General features: G+C 73.8%; 19 protein-coding genes. 8 read left to right on the forward strand and 11 right to left on the reverse strand.

Going from position 1 to position 23,381, the window contains the following annotated elements:
- Nucleotides 1–60 precede the first annotated feature (60 nt).
- The 6 genes from ESG85_RS00930 to ESG85_RS00955 form a co-directional block, all read right to left on the reverse strand.
- Nucleotides 61–1,056, reverse strand: coding sequence for a cupin domain-containing protein (locus ESG85_RS00930; RefSeq protein WP_128976069.1), 996 nt, complete (start codon nt 1,054–1,056; stop codon nt 61–63).
- 4 nt (nt 1,057–1,060) lie between these two features.
- A complete protein-coding gene (locus ESG85_RS00935) occupies nt 1,061–1,831 on the reverse strand; it encodes a TSUP family transporter (protein WP_128976070.1) in 771 nt (256 codons plus the stop codon).
- Entirely contained in the window at nt 1,832–2,830 is a 999-nt protein-coding gene (locus ESG85_RS00940) for a TauD/TfdA family dioxygenase (protein ID WP_246094750.1), read from the reverse strand. It lies immediately after the preceding gene.
- A 315-nt stretch (nt 2,831–3,145) separates the two neighbouring features.
- Nucleotides 3,146–3,652, reverse strand: a complete 507-nt coding sequence (locus tag ESG85_RS00945) for a DUF2267 domain-containing protein (protein ID WP_128976071.1) — start codon at nt 3,650–3,652, stop codon at nt 3,146–3,148.
- 78 nt (nt 3,653–3,730) lie between these two features.
- Nucleotides 3,731–4,129, reverse strand: coding sequence for a DUF2267 domain-containing protein (locus ESG85_RS00950; protein ID WP_128976072.1), 399 nt, complete (start codon nt 4,127–4,129; stop codon nt 3,731–3,733).
- Between the two features lie 99 nt (nt 4,130–4,228).
- Entirely contained in the window at nt 4,229–4,663 is a 435-nt protein-coding gene (locus ESG85_RS00955; protein ID WP_128976073.1) for an Hsp20/alpha crystallin family protein, read from the reverse strand.
- A gap of 127 nt (nt 4,664–4,790) precedes the next feature.
- Here ESG85_RS00955 and ESG85_RS00960 point away from each other — a divergent pair, with 127 nt between their 5' ends.
- From ESG85_RS00960 to ESG85_RS00980, 5 genes are all read left to right on the forward strand, one after another.
- Nucleotides 4,791–5,435: a type III effector protein gene (locus ESG85_RS00960; RefSeq protein WP_128976118.1), complete on the forward strand. Its 645-nt coding sequence runs from the start codon at nt 4,791–4,793 to the stop codon at nt 5,433–5,435.
- A 156-nt stretch (nt 5,436–5,591) separates the two neighbouring features.
- Nucleotides 5,592–7,277, forward strand: a complete 1,686-nt coding sequence (locus ESG85_RS00965) for a GMC oxidoreductase (protein WP_219825151.1) — start codon at nt 5,592–5,594, stop codon at nt 7,275–7,277.
- Complete coding sequence (locus ESG85_RS00970) at nt 7,274–8,893, forward strand: patatin-like phospholipase family protein (protein ID WP_128976075.1); 1,620 nt, start codon at nt 7,274–7,276, stop codon at nt 8,891–8,893. The genes ESG85_RS00965 and ESG85_RS00970 overlap by 4 nt, the downstream gene beginning before the upstream one ends.
- A gap of 15 nt (nt 8,894–8,908) precedes the next feature.
- Entirely contained in the window at nt 8,909–10,792 is a 1,884-nt protein-coding gene (locus tag ESG85_RS00975; protein WP_128976076.1) for a hypothetical protein, read from the forward strand.
- A gap of 124 nt (nt 10,793–10,916) precedes the next feature.
- On the forward strand, nt 10,917–11,981 hold the full coding sequence (locus ESG85_RS00980; RefSeq protein ID WP_128976077.1) for a mechanosensitive ion channel family protein: 1,065 nt from the start codon (nt 10,917–10,919) through the stop codon (nt 11,979–11,981).
- Here the strand turns inward: ESG85_RS00980 and ESG85_RS00985 are convergent.
- Together ESG85_RS00985 and ESG85_RS36535 are read right to left on the reverse strand one after the other, a co-directional pair.
- Complete coding sequence (locus ESG85_RS00985; RefSeq protein WP_128976078.1) at nt 11,961–13,196, reverse strand: cation:proton antiporter; 1,236 nt, start codon at nt 13,194–13,196, stop codon at nt 11,961–11,963. The genes ESG85_RS00980 and ESG85_RS00985 overlap by 21 nt on opposite strands.
- 245 nt (nt 13,197–13,441) lie before the next feature.
- Nucleotides 13,442–13,573, reverse strand: a complete 132-nt coding sequence (locus ESG85_RS36535; protein ID WP_281287973.1) for a hypothetical protein — start codon at nt 13,571–13,573, stop codon at nt 13,442–13,444.
- A gap of 236 nt (nt 13,574–13,809) precedes the next feature.
- On the opposite strand from ESG85_RS36535, the gene ESG85_RS00990 reads away from it, so the two are divergent.
- Complete coding sequence (locus ESG85_RS00990) at nt 13,810–14,289, forward strand: cation:proton antiporter regulatory subunit (protein ID WP_128976079.1); 480 nt, start codon at nt 13,810–13,812, stop codon at nt 14,287–14,289.
- 3 nt (nt 14,290–14,292) lie between these two features.
- Nucleotides 14,293–15,471, forward strand: coding sequence for a cation:proton antiporter (locus ESG85_RS00995; RefSeq protein ID WP_128976080.1), 1,179 nt, complete (start codon nt 14,293–14,295; stop codon nt 15,469–15,471).
- A 101-nt stretch (nt 15,472–15,572) separates the two neighbouring features.
- Here the strand turns inward: ESG85_RS00995 and ESG85_RS01000 are convergent, their stop codons facing one another.
- The gene (locus tag ESG85_RS01000) at nt 15,573–16,058 is read right to left on the reverse strand and encodes a cation:proton antiporter regulatory subunit (RefSeq protein WP_128976081.1); all 486 of its coding nucleotides are present in this window, start codon (nt 16,056–16,058) and stop codon (nt 15,573–15,575) included.
- A gap of 189 nt (nt 16,059–16,247) precedes the next feature.
- Between ESG85_RS01000 and ESG85_RS01005 the strand changes: the two genes are divergently transcribed.
- Nucleotides 16,248–16,643 carry a hypothetical protein gene (locus tag ESG85_RS01005; RefSeq protein ID WP_128976082.1) on the forward strand — a complete coding sequence of 132 codons (396 nt, stop codon included), beginning with the start codon at nt 16,248–16,250 and terminating at the stop codon, nt 16,641–16,643.
- Nucleotides 16,644–16,717: 74 nt separating this feature from the next.
- Here ESG85_RS01005 and nhaA read toward each other — a convergent pair whose 3' ends face one another.
- Together nhaA and ESG85_RS01015 are read right to left on the reverse strand one after the other, a co-directional pair.
- On the reverse strand, nt 16,718–18,019 hold the full coding sequence (gene nhaA, locus ESG85_RS01010; protein WP_128976083.1) for a Na+/H+ antiporter NhaA: 1,302 nt from the start codon (nt 18,017–18,019) through the stop codon (nt 16,718–16,720).
- A gap of 280 nt (nt 18,020–18,299) precedes the next feature.
- A complete protein-coding gene (locus ESG85_RS01015; protein WP_128976084.1) occupies nt 18,300–23,315 on the reverse strand; it encodes a DNA repair ATPase in 5,016 nt (1,671 codons plus the stop codon).
- Between the last annotated feature and the right edge of the window lie 66 nt (nt 23,316–23,381).

Below are 23,381 nucleotides of genomic sequence, written 5' to 3' on the forward strand. Positions count from 1 at the left end.
CGGCGGCCCCGTCGGCTGCGCCCGGCGGACGTGCGGTCCCGGGCGGGGCGGCGCTCCGCCTCAGGCCGGTGGAGCCGCCGGGAGGGACGTGACGTAGGTGTTGGCGCCTTCTCGGGCTCGTACCACCACGCCGGTCGGACGGCCGGTGTCGAGGGTCACCTGGAGCGTGCGTTCGTCGCTCCAGCCGCGCAGGCGGAACTCGCCGTCGCCGATGTGTTCCAGGGCGCAGAAGGGGCGGTCGGCCATGACGAGGAGCAGCGTGTCGTGGTGCGGGACGAGCCGCGCGGCGACGACGCCCCGCAGGAGCCGGTGCGGCAGGAGGTGTCCCGGCTGTTCCCAGTTCGCGAACGACTCGGGCAGGGCGAAGCGGCAGGCGTGGCGGGCCAGTTCGGCCGGTGCCAGCGGGATCTCCCGGCGTCTTTCGAGTGCCGCGGGAGACCGCAGGCGGGGGCGTAGCGCCTCGGGGAAGAGCTCGGCCACGGCAGCGGTGTGGTGCAGGTCGACGACGAGGTGCACGAGGCCGCCGGCCGGGTCGTTCACCAGGGCGTGCCGGCGCCAGGCGGCGGAGAACCACAGGCCGCCGGGGTCCCAGCGGTGGCTGCCGTCCGGGAAGACGACCTTGGTCCCCGGGCCGCTGACGATCGGCAGGTGGAGGCGGCACAGGCCCCACGGCGGCCCGTTCTTCGCAGCTCCCAGGCCCTTGAGGACGGCTCCGGGGGCCAGGGCCATGAGCCGTACGGCGCGGAGCGGGGCGGGGAGCGCGGCGAGGAAGGCGCGCAGGGCGGGAAGCCGGTCGCACCAAGGGGTCGGCGCGAAGCCCTCCAGGCCGGGGCCCGCGGTGTCCGTCCGGTGGGGGTCGCCGCCGGGGCTGCGCAGGGGCAGGACGCGCCGCCCCTCGGCGACGGCGAGGGGCGCGCCGCCGCGGGTCAGGGCGTCGACCTCGGCGCGCATCGCGGCGAGGTCGACGTCAGGGCCGAGGCCGGCCGCGGGGCCGAGGCCGACGGCGTTCGGCAGCGACCGTCCCTGCGGGTCGTGGATGCGCTGGAGTCCGCTCACGGTCTCACCCGAACTGGTCGAAGGCGAGCTTCAGGACCAGCACGCTCACCACCACGAGCAGCACCACGCGTACGAAGCCCGACCCCCGCTTGAGGGCGGTGCGCGCCCCGAGGGTGGCGCCCGCGATGTTGCACACGGCCATGGCGGCGCCGAGCAGCCACAGCACCTGGCCCTGGTACGCGAAGACCGCCAGGGCACCGAGGTTGGTGCCGACGTTCACGACCTTCGCGAGCGCCGAGCTCTGGAGGAACTCCAGGGCGAGCATGCTGGTGAAGATCATGATGAGGAACGTTCCGGTGCCGGGACCGAACACCCCGTCGTAGAAGCCGATGCCGCATCCCGCGAAGGCCACGGCGAGGAGCCGCCGGCGGCGGCTCACGGAGTCCGCGTCCTCGACGACCGATCCGAACTGCGGGCGGAACACGACGAACAGCGCCACCGCGATCAGCAGGGCCATGATGACGGGCCGGAACCAGCTCGCCGGCAGGCTGGAGGCCGACAGGGCGCCGACCCCGGCCGCCGGGACGGCGAGCAGGGCGGCCGGCAGCGCGACGGACCGGTCCAGCTTGGTCCGCCGCGCGTACGTGGCGGCCGCCACGGTCGTGCCGGTGATGGCGGTGAGCTTGTTCGTGCCGAGCGCGGCCGCGGGCGGCAGGTTGGGGAAGGCCATGAGGAGGGCGGGGATGAGGATGAGCCCTCCGCCGCCGACGACGGCGTCGACCCAGCCCGCGGCGGCCGCCGCGAAGAGGAGGCCGACGACAACCTCGACGTCCACTCAGAGCACCCCGGTGATCTTCGAGAGCGCCGGAAGGACGCGCGGCCGCGGCATCATGCTCTCGGCCCAGCGGGGCACGGAGCGCAGGGAGTAGCAGCGGCGCAGCCACCGGTCGTCGCCGTCGAACCGCGGGGTGAAGGCGGAACGGCCGTGCGCCGCGATGTGGTTGTCCACGACGACGAGGTCGCCGGGCGTGAGGAGCACCTCGTTGCAGGTCTCCTCCAGCGCTTCGGTGAGCGCCCGCAGCGCCTCGGTCGCGCGCGGGTCGTCGCTGGTCGTGGTGTGGGAGTTGAAGCGCATGAAGACGTACGGTTCGGCCCCGAACAGCACCGGGTGGAGACCGGAGGAGGGGCGGGGGCCGGCCAGGTTGCGGGAGAAGGAGGTGGGGTAGGCGCTGCGGAAGACGGGCCGGGAGAGGATCTCCCGGTGGTGGTCCGACAGCCGTCCGTACGCCTCGCGCACCGACGCGACCCGGGTGGCGGCCGTTCCCTCGTGGTCCTGACGCAGGCACAGCAGGCCGAGGAAGTCCGGGCGGAGGGGGTGGTGGACGTTCTCCGTGTGGAAGTCGAAGGCGACCGAGCCGCTGTTCTCGATGCGCGCCTCCTCCCCCGGCACGGGGTGGACCTCGTGGATCAGGGCACCGTTCTTCTCGTCCTCGTAGCCGACGAGGGTGCCGAGCAGGTCGGCCACCAGGGTGAGCAGGCCGGCGGTGCCGTGCTGCTCCGGCAGGGCGCCGGGGCCGTGGTCGAGGGGCGTGGTGGGCAGCTCGCCGACCGGAAGGCCGCGGAGCAGGAAGAAGCCCTCCCGCGAGGTGCCGGTGGCGAAGTCGAGCAGGCGGCTCCGCATCTCGGCGGGCATGTCGAGCAGCAGGTCGCCGTGGTCGAGGCCGGTCGCGTGCTCCGGTCGGCGGGTCGCCGCCCGCTCGGCCAGGTCCCACATGACGCGGGCCTCGGCTGCCGACAGCTCGTAACCGACCTGCGTCGGGGTGTTCGGGTGCACGAGTCTCTCCTGTGACTGGGATGGCCGTTCCTGGTTCTCGTGACCAGGTGCGGCCGACGCTACGGAGAGCCGGTGTCCTTCCGCTGTCATGTCTCTGTCGTCGCGATGTCCCGGTGTGACAGCGGGACATCGCGGCCCGCCGGACGGCATGCCGAGGCCGTGTGCGGGGCTCCCGGGCGAGGAGAGGAGGCGCCTGGACGGGTCGTGTCCGTCCGGGCCGCCTCTGGTCGGCCCCGCCGGAACGGCGGCGGGGCGGCCGGCGGGGCCGTCCCGAGCCCGGTCGCGTCGGCCGCGCCGCGGCCCGTCACACGCCGGTCAACGGTCGCCGCGCTCCCGTTCGCCCGGGCCGGCGCCGCGCGCGGGCAGGAGTTCCGGCCTGCCGAAGAGGAGGGCGTAGCCGGAGGGAAGTTGCCTGATGATGCGGTCGGTGAGGGCGGGGCCGGCCAGGTGGGCGACGGGGACGAGGACAGCGCCGACGTCCCAGCGGGTGGTGGCCAGGCTGCCGCCGGTGCTCCGGGCGATGTCCTTGACGAACTCCCAGCCGCCCAGCGGGGTGACGGCGGGGATCTGGGCGGTGAGGGTCAGCGCCGCTTCGAACGGCAGGCGGGCGGCGAGCTGGACGCGTTCGTCACCGACGAGCTGCCGTCCCAGTGCCGCGAGCACGGAGCGGACGGCCTGGTCGGCACGCTCTCGGGTCGGGTAGGCGCCTTCGTAGCGGACGCGTTCGAGGAGGCCGGTGTAGGAGGTCACACTGCCGTCGGTCGCGGCGGGGGCGGGGGCGGTCGTGGAGGAGGCGGTCGTGGTCTCGGCGTGGAGGGTCATGGGGTACGGGTCGCCGTTCTCTTCTGGCCCGGGCTCGCGGCCGGGCGGAGCGAACAGGTGTCGACGGGGTCGCCGGGCTCACCCGGGAAGGTGGGGCCGGCCGAACAGGAGCTCGTATCCGGGCGGGAGCTGCAGCAGCATCCGCTCCGTGAGTTCCTCGCCGGCGGCGTCGGCGGCGACGCTGAGCACGGCACTGACGTCCCAGGCCGCCGTACGTTCGGTGGCTCCTTCGATCCAGGCGGCCGTCGCCCGTACGAACCGTTCCGACGAGAGCGGTTCGGTGGCCTGGAGCGGGTTGAGCAGGACGACGGCGAAGGTCTCCGGGAGGTGGGCGGCGAGCGCGGTCCGCACGTCGCCGACGAGATGGGCGCCGAGCAGCGCCAGGACGACGCGGGCGGCCCGTTCGGCCTCCTGCGGGGTGTCGTAGTCGCCGCGTTCCTGCACCCGGTCGAGGAACGTCTGCCATCGCGGTCTCATCGCGACCCCTTGTGGACGGAGGATGCGGGTGGTGCGGAGCGCGGGAGCGGAGGGCGAAGGAGGGGAACGGTCGTCCTCCGCTCCCGGCCTGGCGGCGGATCAGCCGCTGATCTGCCGGCGGTCGTCCCCGCTGCCGATCGCGATCTTGCGAGGCTTCGCGCGCTCGGCGATCGGAATGCGCAGGGTGAGCACGCCCGCGGTGTAGTCCGCCGTGATCTTCTCGGTGTCGAGGGTGTCGGCGAGCATCAGCTGACGGGAGAAGACGCCGAGAGGCCGCTCGGACAGCTCCATCTGGACGCCGTCGGCCTTCTCGACCGGCCGGCGCTCGGCCTTGACCGTCAGCATGTTCCGCTCGACGTCGATGTCGATCGCGTCGACGGTGACGCCCGGCAGATCCATCATGATCACGTATGCGTCGCCCTCGCGGTAGGCGTCCATCGGGACGGCCGCGGGTCGCGACCAGGTGCCGCTCGCCCCCAGCATCTGCTGCGCGAGGCGATCGAGCTCGCGGAAGGGGTCAGTGCGCATCAACATCGGAAACACCTCCATCGGATCCGGCAGTGATTGCCAATGCGCTTCATCTGACTCCGTTGTAACATGTCAACGGATGGACGACAACTCCACCGTCAACGTTTCGACGACATGCTCCGAGGGTGATTCGATGGCCGGAGGCGACCACCCCGTCACGTTCCGTGCGGCCCTGGCGGCGCTCGCCGCGATCGACGAGACCGTCCGCGCGGCCGGGTCCGTGGACGCCCCGGTCACGCCCGCCGGCACCTCCCTGGAGGACGCGCTCTCCGCGCTGCTGCTCCTGCGCCGACTGCGCGAGCGGCTCGCCGACTGGGAGCCCGGGCTCATCGAGGCCGCGCGGGACGCGGGCGCCAGCTGGGCCGACCTCGCACCGCCGCTCGGCGTCACCAGCAGACAGGCCGCCGAGCGCCGCTACCTCCGGGTGCGTCCGGGCCGCCCGGGCGCCACCGGGGAGCAGCGCGTCCAGGCCACCCGCGACCGGCGCGCCGCCGATCGCAGCGTCACGAGCTGGGCCCGGGACAACGCCGCGGACCTGCGCCAGCTCGCCGGACAGATCACCGCGCTCGACTCCCTCGCCGACGTCCTGCGGCGCGACCTCAGCCAGGCGCTCGCGGACAGCGACCCGGCCCGCCTCCTCGAGCCCCTCGCCCGCACCCGCACCGCCCGTCCCCCGCTGCCCGCCGACCTGGCCGAGCGGGTCGACGTCCTCGCGCGCCGCACCACGGACCTCCGCAACGAGAGCGACCAGCGCCGCTCGGGCTCCCCACAGCCCTGACGGACCGGCAGGACGGCGAGGGCGTCACGGCCCGCGCTTCGACATGCGCTTCACCACACCCAGGTGAACCATGGAGAGAGGTCGTGCGTGCGGCAGCCGCAGGCGAGGGGGACGTCAGGGCAGTTGTTCCTGCTCCGGTCTCCAGAGGTGGCGAGCGTGGACGTTTTCGATGCCGTCGTCGTCGGTTCGGGATTCGGCGGCTCCGTGACGGCGTATCGCCTGGCCGACGCCGGCCTGAGCGTCTGCCTCCTCGAACGCGGGAAGCCGTTCCCGCCCGGCTCCTTTCCCCGCAGCCCCCACGAGACGGCCGGGAACTTCTGGGATCCGGACTCCCGGCTGTACGGGATGTACGACATGTGGAGCTTCTCGACGATGGACGCGCTCGTGTCCAGCGGACTGGGCGGCGGGTCGCTGATCTACGCGAACGTGCTCATCCGCAAGCCGGAAAGCTGGTTCGTGCACGAGTCGTTCGACGGCGGCTACGAGAACTGGCCCGTGACCCGCGCCGACCTCGACCCGCACTACGAGTCGGTCGAGACCATGCTGGCGGCGCAGAGGTATCCGTTCGACGTCGAGCCCTACCGGAGCACGCCGAAGACCCTCGCCATGCGCCGGGCCGCCGAACGGCTCGGACTTCCCTGGGAACTGCCGCTGCTGGCCGTCTCCTTCGGGGACCCTCCCGTTCCCGGTGCTCCCCTCGACGGCGGCGAGGACAACCTGCACCACAGCCCGCGCTACGCGTGCAGGCTCGTCGGCGAATGCGACCTGGGCTGCAACTTCGGCAGCAAGAACAGTCTGGACTTCACCTACCTCAGCGCGGCGCAGCGGCTCGGGGCCGACATCCGGACCCTGTGCGAGGTCCGCTCGTTCGAGCCGGTCCGCGAAGGCTTCCGGGTCACGTACCGCGAACACCGCGCCGCCGGCGATGATCCGTCGGCTCCTCCCGTACGGCGGACCGTCAGGGCCAGGCGGCTGGTCCTCTCCGCCGGCACGCTGGGCACGACGTACCTGCTGCTGCGGAACCGCAGTGCCTTCCCCGCGCTCAGCCCGGCACTGGGCACCCGTTTCTCCGGGAACGGGGACTTCCTCGGGCTGGTCCTCAAGGCCCGGGAGAGACGGGCGGACCGGCCCGGAGAGACGGTGCCGTCCCTGATGGAGCCGAGTCTCGGGCCGGTCATCACCAGTGCGATGCGGGTGGACCGGAAGGGCAGCGGCCCGAAGGACCGGGGCTTCTACATCGAGGACGCCGGCTACCCGGAGTTCCTCAACTGGCTCGTGGAGCACAACGTCCTCACCATGTCCAGCCGGGTCGGCAGGTTCCTGCTGCGCCGTGGATGGTCGCAGCTGACCGGGACCGCCCGGAGCCGGGTGGGACGCCAACTCGGCGACGCCCTGGGCAAGGGACTGTTCACGGCGACGTCGCTCCCGCTGCTCGGCATGGGAAGGGACGTCCCCGACGGCCGGATGTTCCTCCGGGACGGGCATCTGGACCTCGACTGGGAACTCGCCGCCTCCGACCCGTACTTCGAGCAGATGAACGCGACCATGCGGCGCGTGTCCCACAGCCTCGGCGGCCGCTACGCGGCCAATCCGCTGTGGCTGCTGAACCGTCTCATCACCGTGCACCCCCTGGGCGGCGTCCCGATGGGGAACGCGGCGCGGGACGGCGTGGTGGATTCCTTCGGCCGCGTCCACGGCCACCCGGGACTGTCGGTCGCCGACGGCTCGGTGCTGCCCGGCCCCGTCGGCCCGAACCCCTCCCTCACCATCGCGGCGCTGGCCGACCGGTCGGCCGAACGCCTCATCGAGGACCACCGGAAGAAGTCCGAGGCCCCGTCATGACGACCGGAAAGGGCGGCAAGCCCCGCGGCGGCCACCCCGGCACCTCCCCGCGCGCCTCCGCGCGCACGTCCCCGCACGAGAGCCCGCACACGTCCCCGCACCAGCCTCCGCGCCGGTCCCTCCTCCTCGCCGGCGGCGGGCTGAAGGTGGCCTACCAGGCGGGCGTTCTCCAGGTCCTGCTCGACGAGGCGGAGCTGACGTTCGACCACGCCGACGGCGCCAGCGGCGGCGTGTTCAACCTCGCGATGTACTGCCAGGGGATGTCCGGGCGCCGGATCGCCGACAACTGGCGCACGCTCTCACCGCTGAAAGGCGTCACCCCGAACTGGCGCGAGCTGCCGAAGGGGCCGTACGCCCGTTCCCTCTTCACCCTGGACGGCTACCGGCGCCACGTCTTCCCTCGATGGGGGCTGGACTGGGAGCGGATCCGGGCCGCCGACCGCGAAGCCACCTTCACCCTGTACAACTTCAGCGCCAACGAACTCGAGCCGGTGACCGCCGACCGCATGGACGAGGACCGGCTGTGCGCCGGGGTGGCGCTGCCGATGTGGTTCCCGCCGGTCGTCGTCGACGGCCAGACGTACATCGACCCCGTCTATCTGACGGACGCGAACGTCGAGGAGGCGATCCGGCGGGGCTGCGACGAACTGTGGATCATCTGGACGGTCAGCCGGCGGCACCGCTGGCGGAACGGCTTCGTGGCCAACTACTTCCACATCATCGAGACCACGGCCAACGGCCGGCTGCAGGACTGGCTGCGCCGGATCGAGGCGAGCAACGCCGCCCTCCGCGACGGCCGGGAGGGCGAGTTCGGGCGCCCGATCGAGGTCAGGCTGCTGAGCGGCGAGGTCCCCCTGAACTACCTCGTCAACTTCGGCCGGGACCGCTTCGCCCAGGCCGTGGAGCTCGGCGTACGGGACGCCCGCCGCTGGTGCGCGGAGCAGGGAATCCCCCGGAAGCCCGACGGGCCTCCCGACCGTCCCGAGGACCCGACGCGGCTGCGCTTCACCGAACGCATGGTCGGCCGTGTCGTCTTCGGGGAGACCGACTGCCGGAAGGCCGAGTCCTCGGCGGACCGGGCCGCCGCCGACCTCGCCCTGCACGTGACCGTCGACGTCCACGGCATCGACCGCTTCCTCTCCGACCCGGAACACGAGGCCGGGCTGCGCGGAGAGGTCCACTGCGAGGAGCTGGGCGGGCGCCTCCCCGTCGAACGCGGCACCTTCCAGCTGTTCGTGGAGCACACGGACCCGCAGCACCTGCGGATGCGCTACCGCGTGCACTTCCGCGACCGCGCCGGCCACCCGCTCACCCTGAGCGGGTACAAGGACGTCAGCGAGGACTCCCGCCTGGGGGTCTGGAAGGACACGACCGTCCTCCACACGCGCGTCCTGCGCGGCCACGTCGGCGCCGAGGAGGAGCCGGGCGCCGAGCCGGTCGCCGCGGGAACGGTCCGCATCCGCCCCGCCGACTTCCTGAAGCAGCTCACCACCTTCCGGGTCGAGGCTCCGACGCTGCCCGGCAGGGTGACCACCCTGGGGCGGTTCGGGCAGTTCTTCCTCGGCAAGCTGTGGGACGTGTACGCGCAGAACGTCCTGCCCTGGTCCCCTCTGTGAGCGAGGTGGAGCGACGTGGACTTCCGGCAGCTGCGCGAACACGCGGACGCCCTGCGGTTCACCCCGCAGGAGCCGGTGCGCTGGCTCGCGCCGAGGGAACTGGCGCGTACCGCGGTCAAGGTGGGCCTGGCCGCCGTGTTCGCCGGCTACTCGGACAAGCGGGAGATCCAGGGCGCGCTGGAGGCCGGTCCGCTGCGGGCGCCGCCGGCGGATCCCGACGCCGAGGAGATCTGGATCGACTTCGTCGCCGACCTCGGCGACGGATTCGAGGCGACGGCCTCGGTGGCGTACGCCCTGGGAGCGGACCGGCTCGACGTCGACGGTCCCGGCGCGCTCTCCGGAGGTCCGCTCCCCCGTGGTCCGCTCCCCCGTGGTCCGCTCCCCCGAGGCTCGCTGCTCGTCCTCGGCGGGGACGAGGTGTATCCGGTGGCGTCGGCGACGGCGTACGAGGACCGGATGAAAGGGCCCTACCGCGCGGCGCTCCCGTCGGCTCCGGACCGGCCCCTGATGGTCGCGCTTCCGGGCAACCACGACTGGTACGACGGACTCACCGCGTTCCTACGGATGTTCGCCCAGGAGGGCGAGATCGGCGGCTGGCGGACCCGGCAGACCCGGAGCTACTTCGCCGTGGAACTGCCGCAGCGCTGGTGGCTCGTCGGGCTGGACAGCCAGCTCGGCACCTACGTGGACGAACCGCAGCGGCGCTACTTCGAGACCCACCTCTCCCCGCGGCTGCGTCCCGGTGACAGCGTCATCGTCTGCTCGGCCCAGCCCACCTGGGTGCGCAGCGACGAGAAGCCCGACGCCTTCAACTCGCTGCACTGGTTCGACCGCACCATCGTGCGGCACCGCTTCGACCCGAAGACCCGCAAGCTCGAGGAGACGGGCGCCGCGATCCGGCTGTGGCTGACCGGCGACAAACACCACTACGCCCGCTACGCGGAGCGGCTGCCCGGTGACGGGGCGGCGGCCGGCGACTCCCTTCCGCCGGACCCCCGGCGGCGCCAGATGGTGACGTGCGGCCTGGGCGGCGCCTTCCTCGCCTCCACCCACAGGCTGCCGAAGGCCCTGCCGCTGCCGCCGGCCACCTCGCGCATGCGGAAGAAGGACCAGCCGCCGACGACGTTCGCCCTCGCGCGGCACACGTACCCGGACGCGGCGGAGTCGCGCTCGCTCACCCGCGCGATCGCCACGCCCTGGTCGCGGTACTGGCTCGCGCGGCGCAACCCCGGATTCGCCGTCCTGGCCGCTGCGGTGCACATGGTGCTCGTGTTGATCGCGTGCGCCGCGTTCACGCTGGCCGAGGGGCGGCACCATCCGGCCGGGGCGCTGCGCGGCGCCGGCACCGACGACCTGCTCGGTCTGCTCTGCGCGAGCGCCGCCCTCTTCGTCCTGCCGTTCGTGATCGGGTGGTGGCGGGGGCTGCTGCGCGAGCGTCGGCCCAGGGCGCCGTCCGGTCCGGTCGTGGCCGTGCTGTTCCAGGCGGCGGTCGCCGTCGCGGCGCTGGCCGTCACCGTCGCCCTGGCCCGCTCGGTCGCGTCCTCCTGGAACGGCTTCGCGCTGCTGGCGGTGCTGCTGGGCGTGGCCGCGGTGCTGGGCGCGGGTCTCGGCTCCCAGCTGTTCGCCCTGTGGGTGCTGTGGACGGACCACGGCCTGGTCGCGGAGTGGCAGATGTCCGGGCAGGCCGTCGACGACCACAAGGGCTTCCTCCGGATGCACCTCGCCCGGGACGGCACGCTCACCCTCTATCCGCTGGCCCTCGACGGGACGTGCCGGAACTGGAAGCTGGAGAAGGTCACCGACGCGGAGGGCGACTGGCAGCGGCCGGTGCCCGATCCGGCCCCGGCCGTGCGGCTCATCGAGGACCCGGTGGAGATCGCGCCGCACGGCCGACGGTGACCACCGGGAGAGCCGCGGAGGAGCCGCCCCGGATGCCGCGGCCTCCGGAGCGGGAGACGTTTCGGTGCGCGCCCGGCGGTGAGGCGTAAGGGACGACCCGTCCGACTCACCGACTGGGGGGCCCATGGAAAGCCTCGTCCGACTGGCGGTCTCCGTCGGCGGCTCCGCGCTCGCGGCACTCGTCGTCTGCCGCGCGGCGGACCTGCTGGCGCGGTTCGCCGACGCCCGGCACCCGGAGACACCGCTGTGGGGACTGCTGCGCCGCTGCCGCACACCGCTGTACGTCGTCGTCCTCGCCGCTCTGCTCCGCTGGAGCTATCCGGTGGCGGCGTCCGGGCAGGGTCCGTGGGACGACCGTGCCGAGGTGGTGAGCCGTGTCCTGCTGCTGTGCCTGATCGGCGGCGGTGCCTGGCTGACGGTGCGGACCGTGGCGGCCGTCGTCGAATCCTCGTACACGCGGTACGCCGGACGTGCACGCGACGCCGCACGGCTCCGTCGCGTCCGCACCCAGGTCACGCTGATCATGCGGGTGGTGAGCGTCGCCGTGGGCGTGCTCGCCGCCGCGGCGGCCCTCGTCACCTTCCCCTCGTTCCGCACCCTCGGCACGTCCCTGCTGGCGTCGGCCGGCATCATCGGCATCGTGGCCGGTGTCGCGGCCCAGTCGACGCTCGGCAACCTCTTCGCCGGGTTCCAGATCGCCTTCGGCGACATGGTCCGCATCGGCGACACCGTCGTCGTGGACGGCGAGTGGGGCGTGGTGGAGGAGGTCACGCTCACCTTCCTCACGGTCCGCACGTGGGACGAGCGACGCGTCACGCTGCCCGTCTCGTACTTCACCTCGCGCCCGTTCGAGAACTGGTCGCGCGGCGGCGCGCAGATGACCGGGTCGGTGTTCCTCCACTGCGACCACACGACCCCGGTCGCGCTCGCCCGTGCGCACCTGCGGGAGTTCCTCGCCACGTGCGCCACCTGGGACGGGCGCGCCTGGGACCTCGCCGTCACCGACACCTCGCCGACCGGCATCACCGTACGGGCGATCGTGACGGCCAAGGACGCGGACGACCTCTGGACGACCCGTTGCGCGGTGCGGGAGGAACTCGTCGCATGGCTCGCGCGGGAGCACCCGGGCTCCCTGCCCAAGGTCGTCACCGCTCCGGCGCCCGACGCCTCAGGCGTCCACCGTGAGTGAATCCGCGCGCGCGGCCTCGGCGGAGGCGGGAGCCGGCGCCGCGGTCGAGGGCTGCGTGGTCTTGCGGCGGCGGGTGAACACGCGGGACAGCGGCTCCGTGTAGCGGGCGGTGAGCGGGCCGATGACGACGAGGATCAGGACGTAGGCGGTGGCCAGGGGGCCGATGCGGGGTTCGACGCCCACGGCGAGTCCGGCGATGACGATGGAGAACTCGCCGCGGGCGACGAGCGTGCCGCCGGCCCGCCAGCGGCCGGCTCCGTGGATGCCCGCGCGGCGTGCGGCGTACCAGCCGGTGGCGACCTTGGTGAGCGCGGTCGCGAGGGCGAGGAGCACGGCGGGGACGAGGACGGGCGGGATGTCGGCCGGGTCGGTGGACAGGCCGAAGAAGACGAAGAACACGGCGGCGAACAGGTCGCGCAGCGGGGTGAGCAGCGTGCTGGCGCCTTCGGCCACCTCTCCGGAGACGGCGATGCCGACGAGGAAGGCTCCCACGGCCGCGGACACCTGGAGGTGCTGCGCGATGCCGGCGACGAGCAGCGTCAGGCCGAGGACGACGAGGAGGAGCATCTCGGCGTTGTCGGAGGAGACGGCCCGGCTGACCAGACGGCCGTGCCGGAGCGCGACGTACAGCACGGCGCCGACGGTGCCGAGGGAGATCACCAGGGTGAGCGCGCCGCCGGCGAGGCTGACGCCGGCCAGCAGCGCGGTCAGGATCGGCAGGTAGAGGGCCATGGCGAGGTCCTCGATGACCAGGACGCCGAGGATGACGGGGGTCTCCCGGTTGCCGAGGCGGCCGAGGTCGCCGAGGACCTTGGCGATGACGCCGGAGGAGGAGATCCAGGTGACGCCGGCGAGCGCGACGGCGGCGACGGGTCCCCAGCCGAGGAGCAGGGCGGCGGCGGCTCCGGGCAGGGCGTTGAGGACGAAGTCGACGGCGCCGGACGGGTACTGGGTCTTGAGGCTCGTCACGAGTTCGGAGGCGCTGTACTCCAGTCCCAGCAGGAGCAGCAGCAGGATGACGCCGATCTCGGCGCCGGTGGCGACGAACTCCTCGCTGGCGGTGAGCGGGAGGATGCCGCCGTGGCCGAAGGCGAGTCCGGCGAGGAGGTAGAGGGGTATGGGCGAGAAGCCCACGCGCCCGGCGAGCCGTCCGAGGAGGCCCAGGGCGAGGATGATGGCTCCGAGTTCGATGAGCAGAGCGGTCGTGTTGTGCACGGGCGTCGGACCTCCGGGTCGGTTGGGTGACGGCGTCAGTGCCTTGCGGGCATCGGTGGGGACCCGATGCCCGGTGGAGCCGGCGTGCGGCAGGCATGAGGTGCTGCGGGGTGGAGAAGGCGTGCCGGTGGTGAGCGCGCCGGCGCACCGCGAGACGTGGGTGTCCGGCGCCGCGGTCGGCGTCGTCCGGTACGGGATCGGGCGGGATCGGGCGACCGGGTTTTCCGGTCACCTGGCGGCGGGCGTCAGGCGCGGCGGGCGGCGGTGCTGCCGGTATCAGGCACGCTGTCGCGGGCGGTGTTGTCGATGCGTACGGCGAGACGCACGACGCGGGCGTCGTCGGCGGGCAGGTGCACGGCGTGGCTGTTCCGCTCCATGACGCTCCCCTCCGTCCGACCGGCGGCTGCGATCCGCCGAACACCAACCCCAATGAGAATGAGCACTCTTCCGCTCAGTCGAGCGTAATGGCTCGGTAAAGAATCTTACCCTACGACCAATCCCGCATACAGACCGTAAACCCACATTGCGGGAAGAATCGATCCTCCGCGATCCCGGCAACCCGCACGGCCCCCGCGCGCGTGCCGCACCCCGCGGCCGGCCTGACCATGGCGTCATGGACGTCACCGAGGTGCTGCTGCCCGGCGTGGGCATGCGCTACGAGTTCACCGGCCACAAGGGCGAGCGGGTGGGCGTGGTGGCCCGGCGCACGGGGGACTTCGAACTCGTCCTGTACGACGCCGGGGACCCGGACGAGGGACGGACGGTCCTCGAACTGGACAGCGAAGAGGCGGACGCGGTCGCGGAGATCCTGGGCGCCCCGCGGATCGCGGAACGTTTCGCCGACCTGACGAAGGAGGTGCCGGGCCTGGGCTCCGGACAGGTGGAGGTGCGGCCGGGCAGCGCGTACGACGGACAGCCCCTGGGCGCCACCCGGGCGCGCACGCTGACGGGGGCCTCGATCGTGGCCGTGGTCCGGGGCGAGGAGGTGATCGCCTCGCCCACTCCTCAGCAGCTCCTGCGCGGAGGGGACGTCCTCGTCGTCATCGGGACCCACGAGGGGATCGCGGGCGTGGACCGGATCATCCGGGGCTGACCCGTGCGCACGCCGGTCGCGCTGCTGCTGGAGCTCGGCGTCATCCTGGCCGCGCTGAGCATCCTCGGCACACTCGCCCGGCGGCTGACCCTCTCCCCCATCCCCCTGTACCTGCTGGCCGGTCTCGCAGTGGGCGAAGGCGGCGTGGCGCCCGTGCCGGCGTCGGGGGAATTCGTGGAGACGGGCGCCGCGATCGGGGTGATCCTCCTCCTGCTCGTCCTGGGCCTGGAGTTCTCGCTGCCGGAGTTCGCCGTCGGCATGCGCCGGCACGTCCCGTCGGCCGGGGTCGACCTGGTGCTCAACGCCGTGCCGGGAGCGGTGGCGGGCCTGCTCCTCGGCCTGGACGGGCTCGGCACGCTGGCCCTGGCGGGCGCCACGTACATCTCCTCGTCAGGGATCGTCGCCCGACTGCTGTCCGATCTGCACCGTCTGGGCAACCGGGAGACGCCCGCGGTCCTGTCGGTGCTGGTCCTGGAGGACTGCGCGATGGCCCTCTACCTGCCCGTGATCGCCGTGCCGGCGTCGGGAGGGTCCTGGTGGCAGGCGGCCCTGGGCGCGCTGATCGCGATCACCGCGGTCCTGGCCGCGTTCACCGTCTCGTACCGCTGGGGGCACCATCTGGGCCGGGTCATCGAGCACCCCGACGAGGAGCAGCTCCTGCTGAGGGTCCTGGGGCTCACCCTGCTCGTGGCGGCGCTGGCCGAGCTCGTCCACGCCTCGGCCGCCGTCGGCGCCTTCCTGGTGGGCCTCGCCCTCACCGGGGAGACCGCGACCCGCACGCGGGCCGTGCTCGGCCCCCTGCGCGACCTCTTCGCCGCCGTGTTCTTCCTGGCCATCGGGGTGTCCGTCGACCCTGCCGAGCTCGTGCCCGTCCTCCCGGCCGCCCTCGCGCTGGCCGCCGTCACGCTCGTCACCAAGGTGGTCACCGGCCGGTACGCGGCCCGGCGCGACCGGGTCGGCCGGCGGGGTCAGTGGCGCGCCGGAACGGCGCTCATCGCGCGGGGCGAGTTCTCCCTCGTGATCGTCGGGCTGGTCGGCACCACGCACGACACGCTGGGCCCGCTGGTCACCGCGTACGTGTTCCTCCTCGCCCTCGCCGGTCCGCTGCTCACGCGGCTGGCCGGCACCGGCGCCCCCCGGCCCCGGCTCGGCGCGCCGGCCGGGCGCCCGGCTCCGCCGTGAGGACCGGGACGCCGCTCGGTCCGGTCGGGCCGGTCGGGGCCGGGGGCCGTGCCGTACGTGATCCGGTGATCCGGTGATCCGGAGGAGGCGTACGCCCGCGCTCAGTCCCGGCCGAGGATCGCGGCGGCGGCCTCGACGCCCTCGCGGGTGCCGATCACGATGAGGACGTCGCCGCCGGCCAGCCGGAAGTCCGGTGCCGGTGACGGGATCGCCCCGGCCCGCCGGAGCACGGCGACGACGGACGCGCCGGTCTCCGTACGCATCCGGGTCTCGCCCAGGACCCGCCCGTTCCAGTGCGACTGCCCGGACAGCTCGATCCGCTCGGCGACCAGTCCCAGGTCCGTCGTCGACAGCAGGCTGGGGCTGTGGTGCGCCGGCATCAGCGCGTCGATCAGCGCCTCAGCCTCCGCCGCCGTCAGCTTCGCCGACAGCGCGCACTCGTCGGGGTCGTCCCGGCGGTAGGCGTTCAGCGTGCGGCTGCCGTCGCGGTGGGCGATCACCGACAGACGACGGTGCTCGCGCGTGGTGAGGTCGTAGCGGACCCCGATACCCGGCAGCGGGGTGCTGCTCGTATGTGGAACCGGCACGGAATGCCCCCAGAAGGTGCGTCGGATCGGTCGGCGGCGGGAACGCGGTCCCTGCCAGCAGGCCACCCTACTGGGCGGACAGACAATGCCAAATCGGGTGAACTTCCCTGTGTGAGGAGGCAGTTACAGTGGCCCCTGCATCGGTCGGCCCGGCGCAAGGGAGCGCGGGCCGCGTGAAGGAGGCTCTGCATGCTCGAATGGAAGCCGATCAGCTCCGGCCTCCGTCCCGTGCCCACCCCGGCCGCGACCTCGATCATCTGGACCGTCACGGTCGTCACCGCCTTCGCGCTGGTCACCGCCTTCAACCTGCTCGACGGGCACGGCGACCCCACGCTGGACCTGGTCACCCTCTCGATCCTCGTCGCCCTGCTCAGTACGGGTGCACGGCTCACCGCGGCGCCCGGGACCGCCCTGCTGTGCTGGCTCGTCCTCAACGCCTTCGCGACCGCGCCGATCGGCGTGCTCACCTGGGAGGGCGCGTACGACCTGGTCCGCCTCGTCTGCCTCCTGGCGTCGGCCGGCATCGGAACCGTCGTCGCGCGCATCGGCCACGCCCGCGCCGCCTACCAGCGGCTGACGCCGTAGGCGGGGTCCGCACGGCACGTCACCGCACATGCGCCGGCCGGCCCCCGTACGGGGGCCGGCCGCCGGTTCGACGGTCAGTGCGGTCCGCCGGGCCTGGCGCCGGTCTGGTAGACGTCGGGGACGCCGTCGGCGTCCTCGTCCCGTTCCTCCTCGTCCGAGAGCCGCTTGTAGACGCGGTTGCGGCGGCGCAGCAGGACGGCGGCGAGCGCGGCGGCGGTGACCGAGCCGAGGAGAACGGCCGCCTTGACGTGCTCGATCTGCGCGGGGTCGGTGAAGGACAGTTCGCCGAGCAGCAGGGCGACGGTGAAGCCGATGCCGGCGAGGACGGCGAGACCGAACACGTCCGCCCAGGCCAGGTCCGGGTTGAGTCTCGCCCGGGTGAAGCGGGCGGCGGCGTACGTGCCGAGGAAGACGCCGAGGATCTTGCCGACGACGAGGCCGACGAAGACGGCGAGGGGTTCGGGGTCGGTGAAGACGTTCGCCAGCGCCGCGCCGGAGAGGCCGACACCGGCGGCGAACAGGGCGAAGAGGGGGACGGCGAGGCCCGCGGAGAAGGGGTGCACCACGTGGGCGACACGGGCGCCCGGGGACCGCTCCTCGCCGGTGTCGCGGGTGGTGCGCAGGATGAGGCCGATGGCGACGCCGGCGACGGTCGCGTGGATGCCGGAGTTGTACATCAGCGCCCAGACGGCGACGCCGAGGGGCACGTACCACCACCAGCCGCGGACGCGAAGGCGCTGGAGGACGGCGAACAGCACCAGGCCGGCGACGGCGCCGCCGAGGGCCGCGAAGTCGAGGTCGCTGGTGAAGAAGACCGCGATGACGAGGATGGCGCCGAGATCGTCGACGACGGCGAGGGTGAGCAGGAACGCCCGGAGCGCGGAGGGCAGATGGGTGCTGATGACGGCCAGGACCGCGAGCGCGAAGGCGATGTCGGTGGCCATCGGCACGGCCCAGCCTTCGAGGCTGCCGCCGCCCGCCGTGGCGGTGAGCGCGTAGAGGGCGGCGGGTACGGCCATGCCGCACAGGGCCGCGACGACGGGCAGGGCCGCGGTGGCGGGGGTGCGCAACTCGCCGACGACGAGTTCGCGTTTCAGCTCGATGCCGGCGACCAGGAAGAACACGGCCAGCAGGCCGTCCGCCGTCCAGTGGCCGACGGAGAGGTCGAGGCCCAGGGCCGGTATGCCGAAGTGGAAGTCGCGGATCGCCTCGTAGGCGGCGCTCCACGGGCTGTTCGCCCACACGAGCGCGACGACGGCGGCGGCGAGGAGGACGAGTCCGCCGACGGTCTCGGTGCGCAGGGCCTCGGCGATCGCCTGCCGTTCGGGCCAGGGAAGCAGTCCGAAGACGGTCTTGCGGGGGCGGGCCTGGGTCATGGGGAAGAGCCCTCCGGGGCGTGTCGGCAGACGGGCGCACAGGCCCTCGGACGCCGACCAGACTTCCCGGCACACCAGCATCGTTCTTGATGCGTTCTTTACACACTATCGGGTGGGTGACGATCTCGCCAGGTCCCTGTGACCTGCGACGACAACGGCTCGTCAGTCGGCGGGACGGGCGGCGCGGAGTCGCCGTCACGTGGCGTGCGGGCAACGGCCCCGCGGGGGCCGGGGGGCACACGCCCCGGCCCGGGCGGGGTCACACGGCCGCCCCTCGCGCTCACGCGCCCGTCCCTCCGGACCGGTCCCGGTGGTTCCCGGCACCGGCCGCGTCGGGAGCGTGGGCCGCGTGCCGCCCCGAGGGCCAGGGCCCGGCGAGGAGTCTGCGCGGGTCGGTCGCGCGGACGATGGCCGACTCGACCGCCGCGACCCGGTCGGCGAGCAGGGCGAGGGCCGCGACCGCCCGCGACGCGGGGTCGTCGCCGCCTGCGCCGAGGGTTCGGGCCCGGGTGTAGGCGGTGGTGATCGCCGTCCAGCGGTGGGCCTGTTCGGCGGTGAGGGTGCCGCGCAGGGCGGCGAGCCTGAGCAGGTTGGCCTCGGCGTCGCCGGTGAGGGTCTGGGCCTCCGCCCGGTAGTGGTCGTCGATGACGGCGGCGAGTTCGGCGTCGTTCATGGCGGGCGAGATCCGGGCCACGATCCTGTTCATGTTGCGGTACGAGCCCTGCAGGCGGAACGGCGGCTCGGTGCGGGCCTCGTCGGGCTGGGCCGCCGAGGCGATGTAGGTCTCGTTGACCGCGAGCACCGTGGCGCGCGCGGTCAGCAGGTGGCGGAGGACGACGAGGATCCGGTCGAGTTCGGCCGGGGTGTACGGGTGGGTGAGCCGGTCGCGGCTCGCGGTGGGGTCCGCGGCCGCGAGCCGGGTCAGGACCTCCAGGTCGCCGCGGTCCCGGCCGGCCAGCGGCGCGAGGTCCGGATGGGAGGTGAGGGCGTTCTCGACGAAACTGAAGGCGAAGGCGTCCTCCTTGCCGGTGAGCACGTCGCCGAGGTTCCACACGTCGGCGCGGTTGGCGAGCATGTCCGGGATCCGGAAGCGCTCCCCCGACTCGGTGTACGGATTGCCGGCCATGCAAACGGCGAAGCGCTTGCCCCGCAGGTCGTGACCGGCCAGGGTGCGGGTGGCGTCGCACAGGGGAACGAACTTCTGCAGGAACTCCGCCGAGCAGTGCTGGATGTCGTCCAGGTACAGCAGCACGTTGCCGGCCGCCTCCAGGGCGAACGCGATCTTCTCCAGTTCGCGGCGGGCCGGTGCGTCCGGGGCCTCGGCCGGGTCGAGGGAGGTGGTCGCCTGGCCGAGGGCGGGGCCGTCGACCTTGACCAGGAGCAGGCCGAGGCGGGCGGCGACGTATTCGACGAGGGTCGTCTTGCCGTAGCCGGGAGGCGAGAGGAGCAGCAGCAGGCCGTGGCTGTCGGCGCGCTTGGTGTCGCCCGCCGCGCCGAGCTGCCTCGCCAGGTTGTCGCCGACCAGCGGCAGGTACACCTCGTCGACGAGCCGGTTGCGGACGAAGGAGGACATGACGCGCGGCCGGTACTCGTCGAGGCGCAGCCGGGTGCGTTCGGCGGCGACGAGCTCCGTCCTGCGGCGCTGGTAGGCGCGGAAGGCGGGGACCTCGTGCGCGGCGAACTCGCCGGTCCGGAGCAGGAATTCGTCGATCCGCAGCGTCAGCGAGCCGTTCCGCAGCCGGGGGTGGGCGCCGAGCAGGCCGGTCACGGTCGCGGTGGCCGGGCCGTCGGCGTCGTAGCGGTCGAGCCCGGGGCACAGTTCGACGGCGACGGCCTCGGCCAGCACGCCGGGGTCGGGCTGCTCGCCGGAGGACGCGGCGTAGGCGTGCAGCCAGCCCTCGACGAGCTGCCGGCGGGCCGCCACGTCCGCGAGGGCGGCGAGGTCGTCGTCGTACGCGCCGGTGCCGACCGTCCTGCGGAACTTGTCGAGGAGGGTGCGCGCCTCGGCGGAGACCGCGAACCCGGCCGGTCCCGTGGCCAGTTCCTCGACGAGGTACGCGGCGGCCGGCAGGTCGCCGATCTCCCCGGCGAGTTCGCGGCAGAGCGCGTCGAGGGCGGGTGCCGCGCCGAAGAGGTCGCGGGCCCGGGTGAGGGAGACGGCGCGCCGGGTCCAGGCGGCGCGGGTCTCGTCCGTCGCGGTGTGCGCCCAGAACACCTGGGCGTCCGCCCTGGCCGCGGCCGGGTGGCGCAGCGGCCCGGCCGCCTCGCGCAGGCGCAGCAGCGCGGCGAGGATCGCGGCGGCGTCGTGGTCGTGGACGCCTCGCTCGTAGCCCTCGTCGTACGCGGCTTCCGCGGCCTGCCGGACGAGGGCCGGCAGATCGGCGGCGGCGAGGGTGTCGGCGCCGTGCTCGGCGAGGAGCCGGGCGGCCAGGTATTCGGCGCGGTAGACCTCCGGGGACTCCGACGGCAGGGTCCGCGTCCAGTACGCGCGAGTGGTCGCGAAGGCCGGGTCGGTGACCGGACGGCGGTAGTCGGTGCCGGTGAGGGCGAAGGCGAGGGTGTCGCCGTGCGGGACCAGGGTGAGTTCGGGCGACTGGTGCTGGACGGCGAAGCGGTGCCGGCCGAGGCGGATGGTGTCGCCGCCGTCGGCGTACAGCTCGGTGCGGTCGCGCAGGGCCCGGCCGGCCTCCTGGCGGGCGGCGGCGAGCCTGCCTTCCAGCTCCTCGGCGCGGACCTGGTCGCCCAGGCTCCGCAGTTCGTCGACGGTGCGGCGGATCTTCCCGACCATGGGGTCGGAGGCGAAGTACGTGTGGACGTCGTCCGCGTCGGCCAGGGCGGCGGCCCGCCGGCTGACGGACGCGAGGACGCGGCCGGCCGACTCCGCCAGGCGTTCGGCGCGGCGGGCGCGGGCGTCGGTGAGGGTCTGCCGGCGTGCGGTGAAGGCGTCGTGGATCTCGGTCCGCTTGTCGGTGAGCTCGCCGAGGAAGCCGTCGTGCTCCGCGAACCGCGACTCCAGGTTCTCCAGTTGCAGCAGGAGCCGGCCGAGCTGGGTGTCGCATTCCTCGGGCGTGGCCGCCGTGGCGAGCGCGCCGGTGACCGCCTCCGAGAGCAGGGCGAACTCGGCGGTGAACGCGGCCCGGCCCTCGCGGTCGAGGAGTGCGGCGCGGCGCGCGGTCAGGCCGGCCCGGGCCCGGTTGAGGCCGCCGAGGACGTCGGCGACGCGCTCCAGCACGGAGGTGCGTACGGTGGCGTCGGCGACGTCCAGTCCGGCGACGACCTCGCTGAGGGTGCGCAGTCCGAGGGCGTGCTCGTCGAGCCGGTCGGCGAGCTCCCGGGTCGCGGCGACGCTGTCCGCCTCGGCCGCGGCGGCGGTGAGCCGTTCGACCTCGGCCTCCTGTGCGGTGAAGGCGTCCTCGCGCCGGAGGAAGGCGACGGCCCGCTGGGCGGCGGCCGCGATCTCCTCCTCGGCCTGCCGGGCGAGGGCGTCGACGGCGTCGGTGTCCGCGTGGCGCAGCTCCTTCACGGTGAGGAGCCGGCCCTGGGCGCGTCGCAGTCCGGTGAGCCGGGAGATCCAGTCGCCCGCGGAGGCCGGGGACTCCCCGCGGACCTGGCGGACGAGCCGGGTGAGGTCCCGCTCGGCGTCCGCGAGGGCGCCGGCGGCGCGCGCGGCGAGTTCGGCGACGGTCTCGAACTCGGCGAGCACCTGCCCGGCGGTCGTCCGCAGGCCGGCGAGCGGCCCGGCGAGGTCGCCGGCTTCCGGGTCGTCGAGCCAGTGGTGGGTGTCGGCGGCGCGGTCGCAAGCGGCGAGCAGCGCCTCGTACACCTCGCCGGTCGGGGTGGTCTCGCCGGCCTGGCGGGCGATCGCGAGGCAGTCGGAGATGCCCCTGACCAGGTCGGCGTTGCCGATGCGGGCGAGCGGCCCGGTGCCGGCCGGCAGGACGTGGGTGTCGGCGGCGAAGGGCGTGCGCCAGATCTGCACGGGGTGGACGCGGCCGGTTTCCTCGCCGGTCCCGCGCAGGACGGCCATGGTGCCGTCGTCGAGCAGGGCGTGCCCGCGGCCGGTGACGGGTCGGGCGATCTCCTCGCGGACCCGGTTGTACGGCAGCAGGAGCGTCCGTCCGTCGTCCGGGTCCCGGAAGGCGTAGAGGACGTCCTCGCCGTGCGGCGACGCGACGGAACCCGCGTACGCGAGTCCTGCCGTGTCGGTGTCGAAGGTCTTCACGGTGCCGTCGGCGAGGCAGTAGCCGCCGGGGAAGACGACGCCCCGGTCCTCCGGGAGCCGCAGGCAGGCCTGGCCGAGGCCGTCGAGCCGGACGACGGCGCCGGTGAGGGAGTTGAAGACCAGGTGCCGTGCGGTCCGCTCGCGGTACGGGAGGACCCGGACCAGGACGAGCGGGCCGACGACGGCGTGGGCGATCTCGGCGTCGGCGAGGGACTGCAGCGGCTCGTCGACCGGCTCGGCGTACACGCCCTCGCCGGTCTCCGTGTCGTTCTCCGTCTTGACGGTGAGCGTGCCGCCGACGGTGGAGACGTACAGCCGTCCGGCGAGCGAGACGTGCGGGTGCCGGCCGGGCACGTGGGCGTCGCGGCCGGCGCTCGTCCAGTCGACGTCCTGGCCGTGCGGCGGGACGAGGTCGCGTTCGCCCCGGGCGTCCAGGAAGCGGCAGGCCCCCGACGGGTCGACCGCCCAGCGCAGCACTCGCAGGTCCTCGGCCTTCTCGCCGGTGCGGAACACGGCGAGCAGGCGGCCCTGGGGCCGGTGGAGCCGGACGAGGCGCGCGTCGCGGAAGTAGCGGTGCAGCGCGGTGAACTCGTGGACGAACGCCGGGTCGTCGAGGAGCCCGGGCACGGCGTCCGCGGGCCGGGCGGTGAACTCCCGGTCGTACAGGGCGAGGACGTCGCCGACGGAGGGTTCCGTCCCGGGGGCGGCGGGCGGCCGGGTGCGGCCGACGAGCAGCAGGCCGCCGACGGAGACGACGTCGGTCAGGACGCAGGGGTCCTCGGTGCGCGCGTGACCGGTGCCGACGAGTTCCAGCTCCCCGGAGCCGAACTCCCGGGCGCGGGCCTCGTTCAGGGCCTGGGCCCGCGCGGCGAGTTCGGCGGCCTGGGCGGTGAGGCGGTCGCGCAGGACGGTGTAGGTGTCGTCGGCGGCGCCGGGCGCGCCGGTGCCCGGGTTCGCGGTGTCCGGTGTGGTCCCGCCGTCCGGTGTTCCCTGGGCGGTCCGTGCGCTCCCTGCGTTCCCGGCGCCCGGTGTCGCCTGGCTCCTCGGTGCGCTTCGCGTGTGCTGCGTGTTCATGGCGTCGTGCCTCTCCCCGATGCCCCCGTGGAGGGCCGGTGCCGGGACCCCCGTACCCGGCTCCGG

Origin of the sequence: Streptomyces roseicoloratus (assembly GCF_004117935.1) — a bacterium.
In the GTDB taxonomy this organism is placed as follows: Bacteria; Actinomycetota; Actinomycetes; order Streptomycetales; family Streptomycetaceae; genus Streptomyces; species Streptomyces roseicoloratus.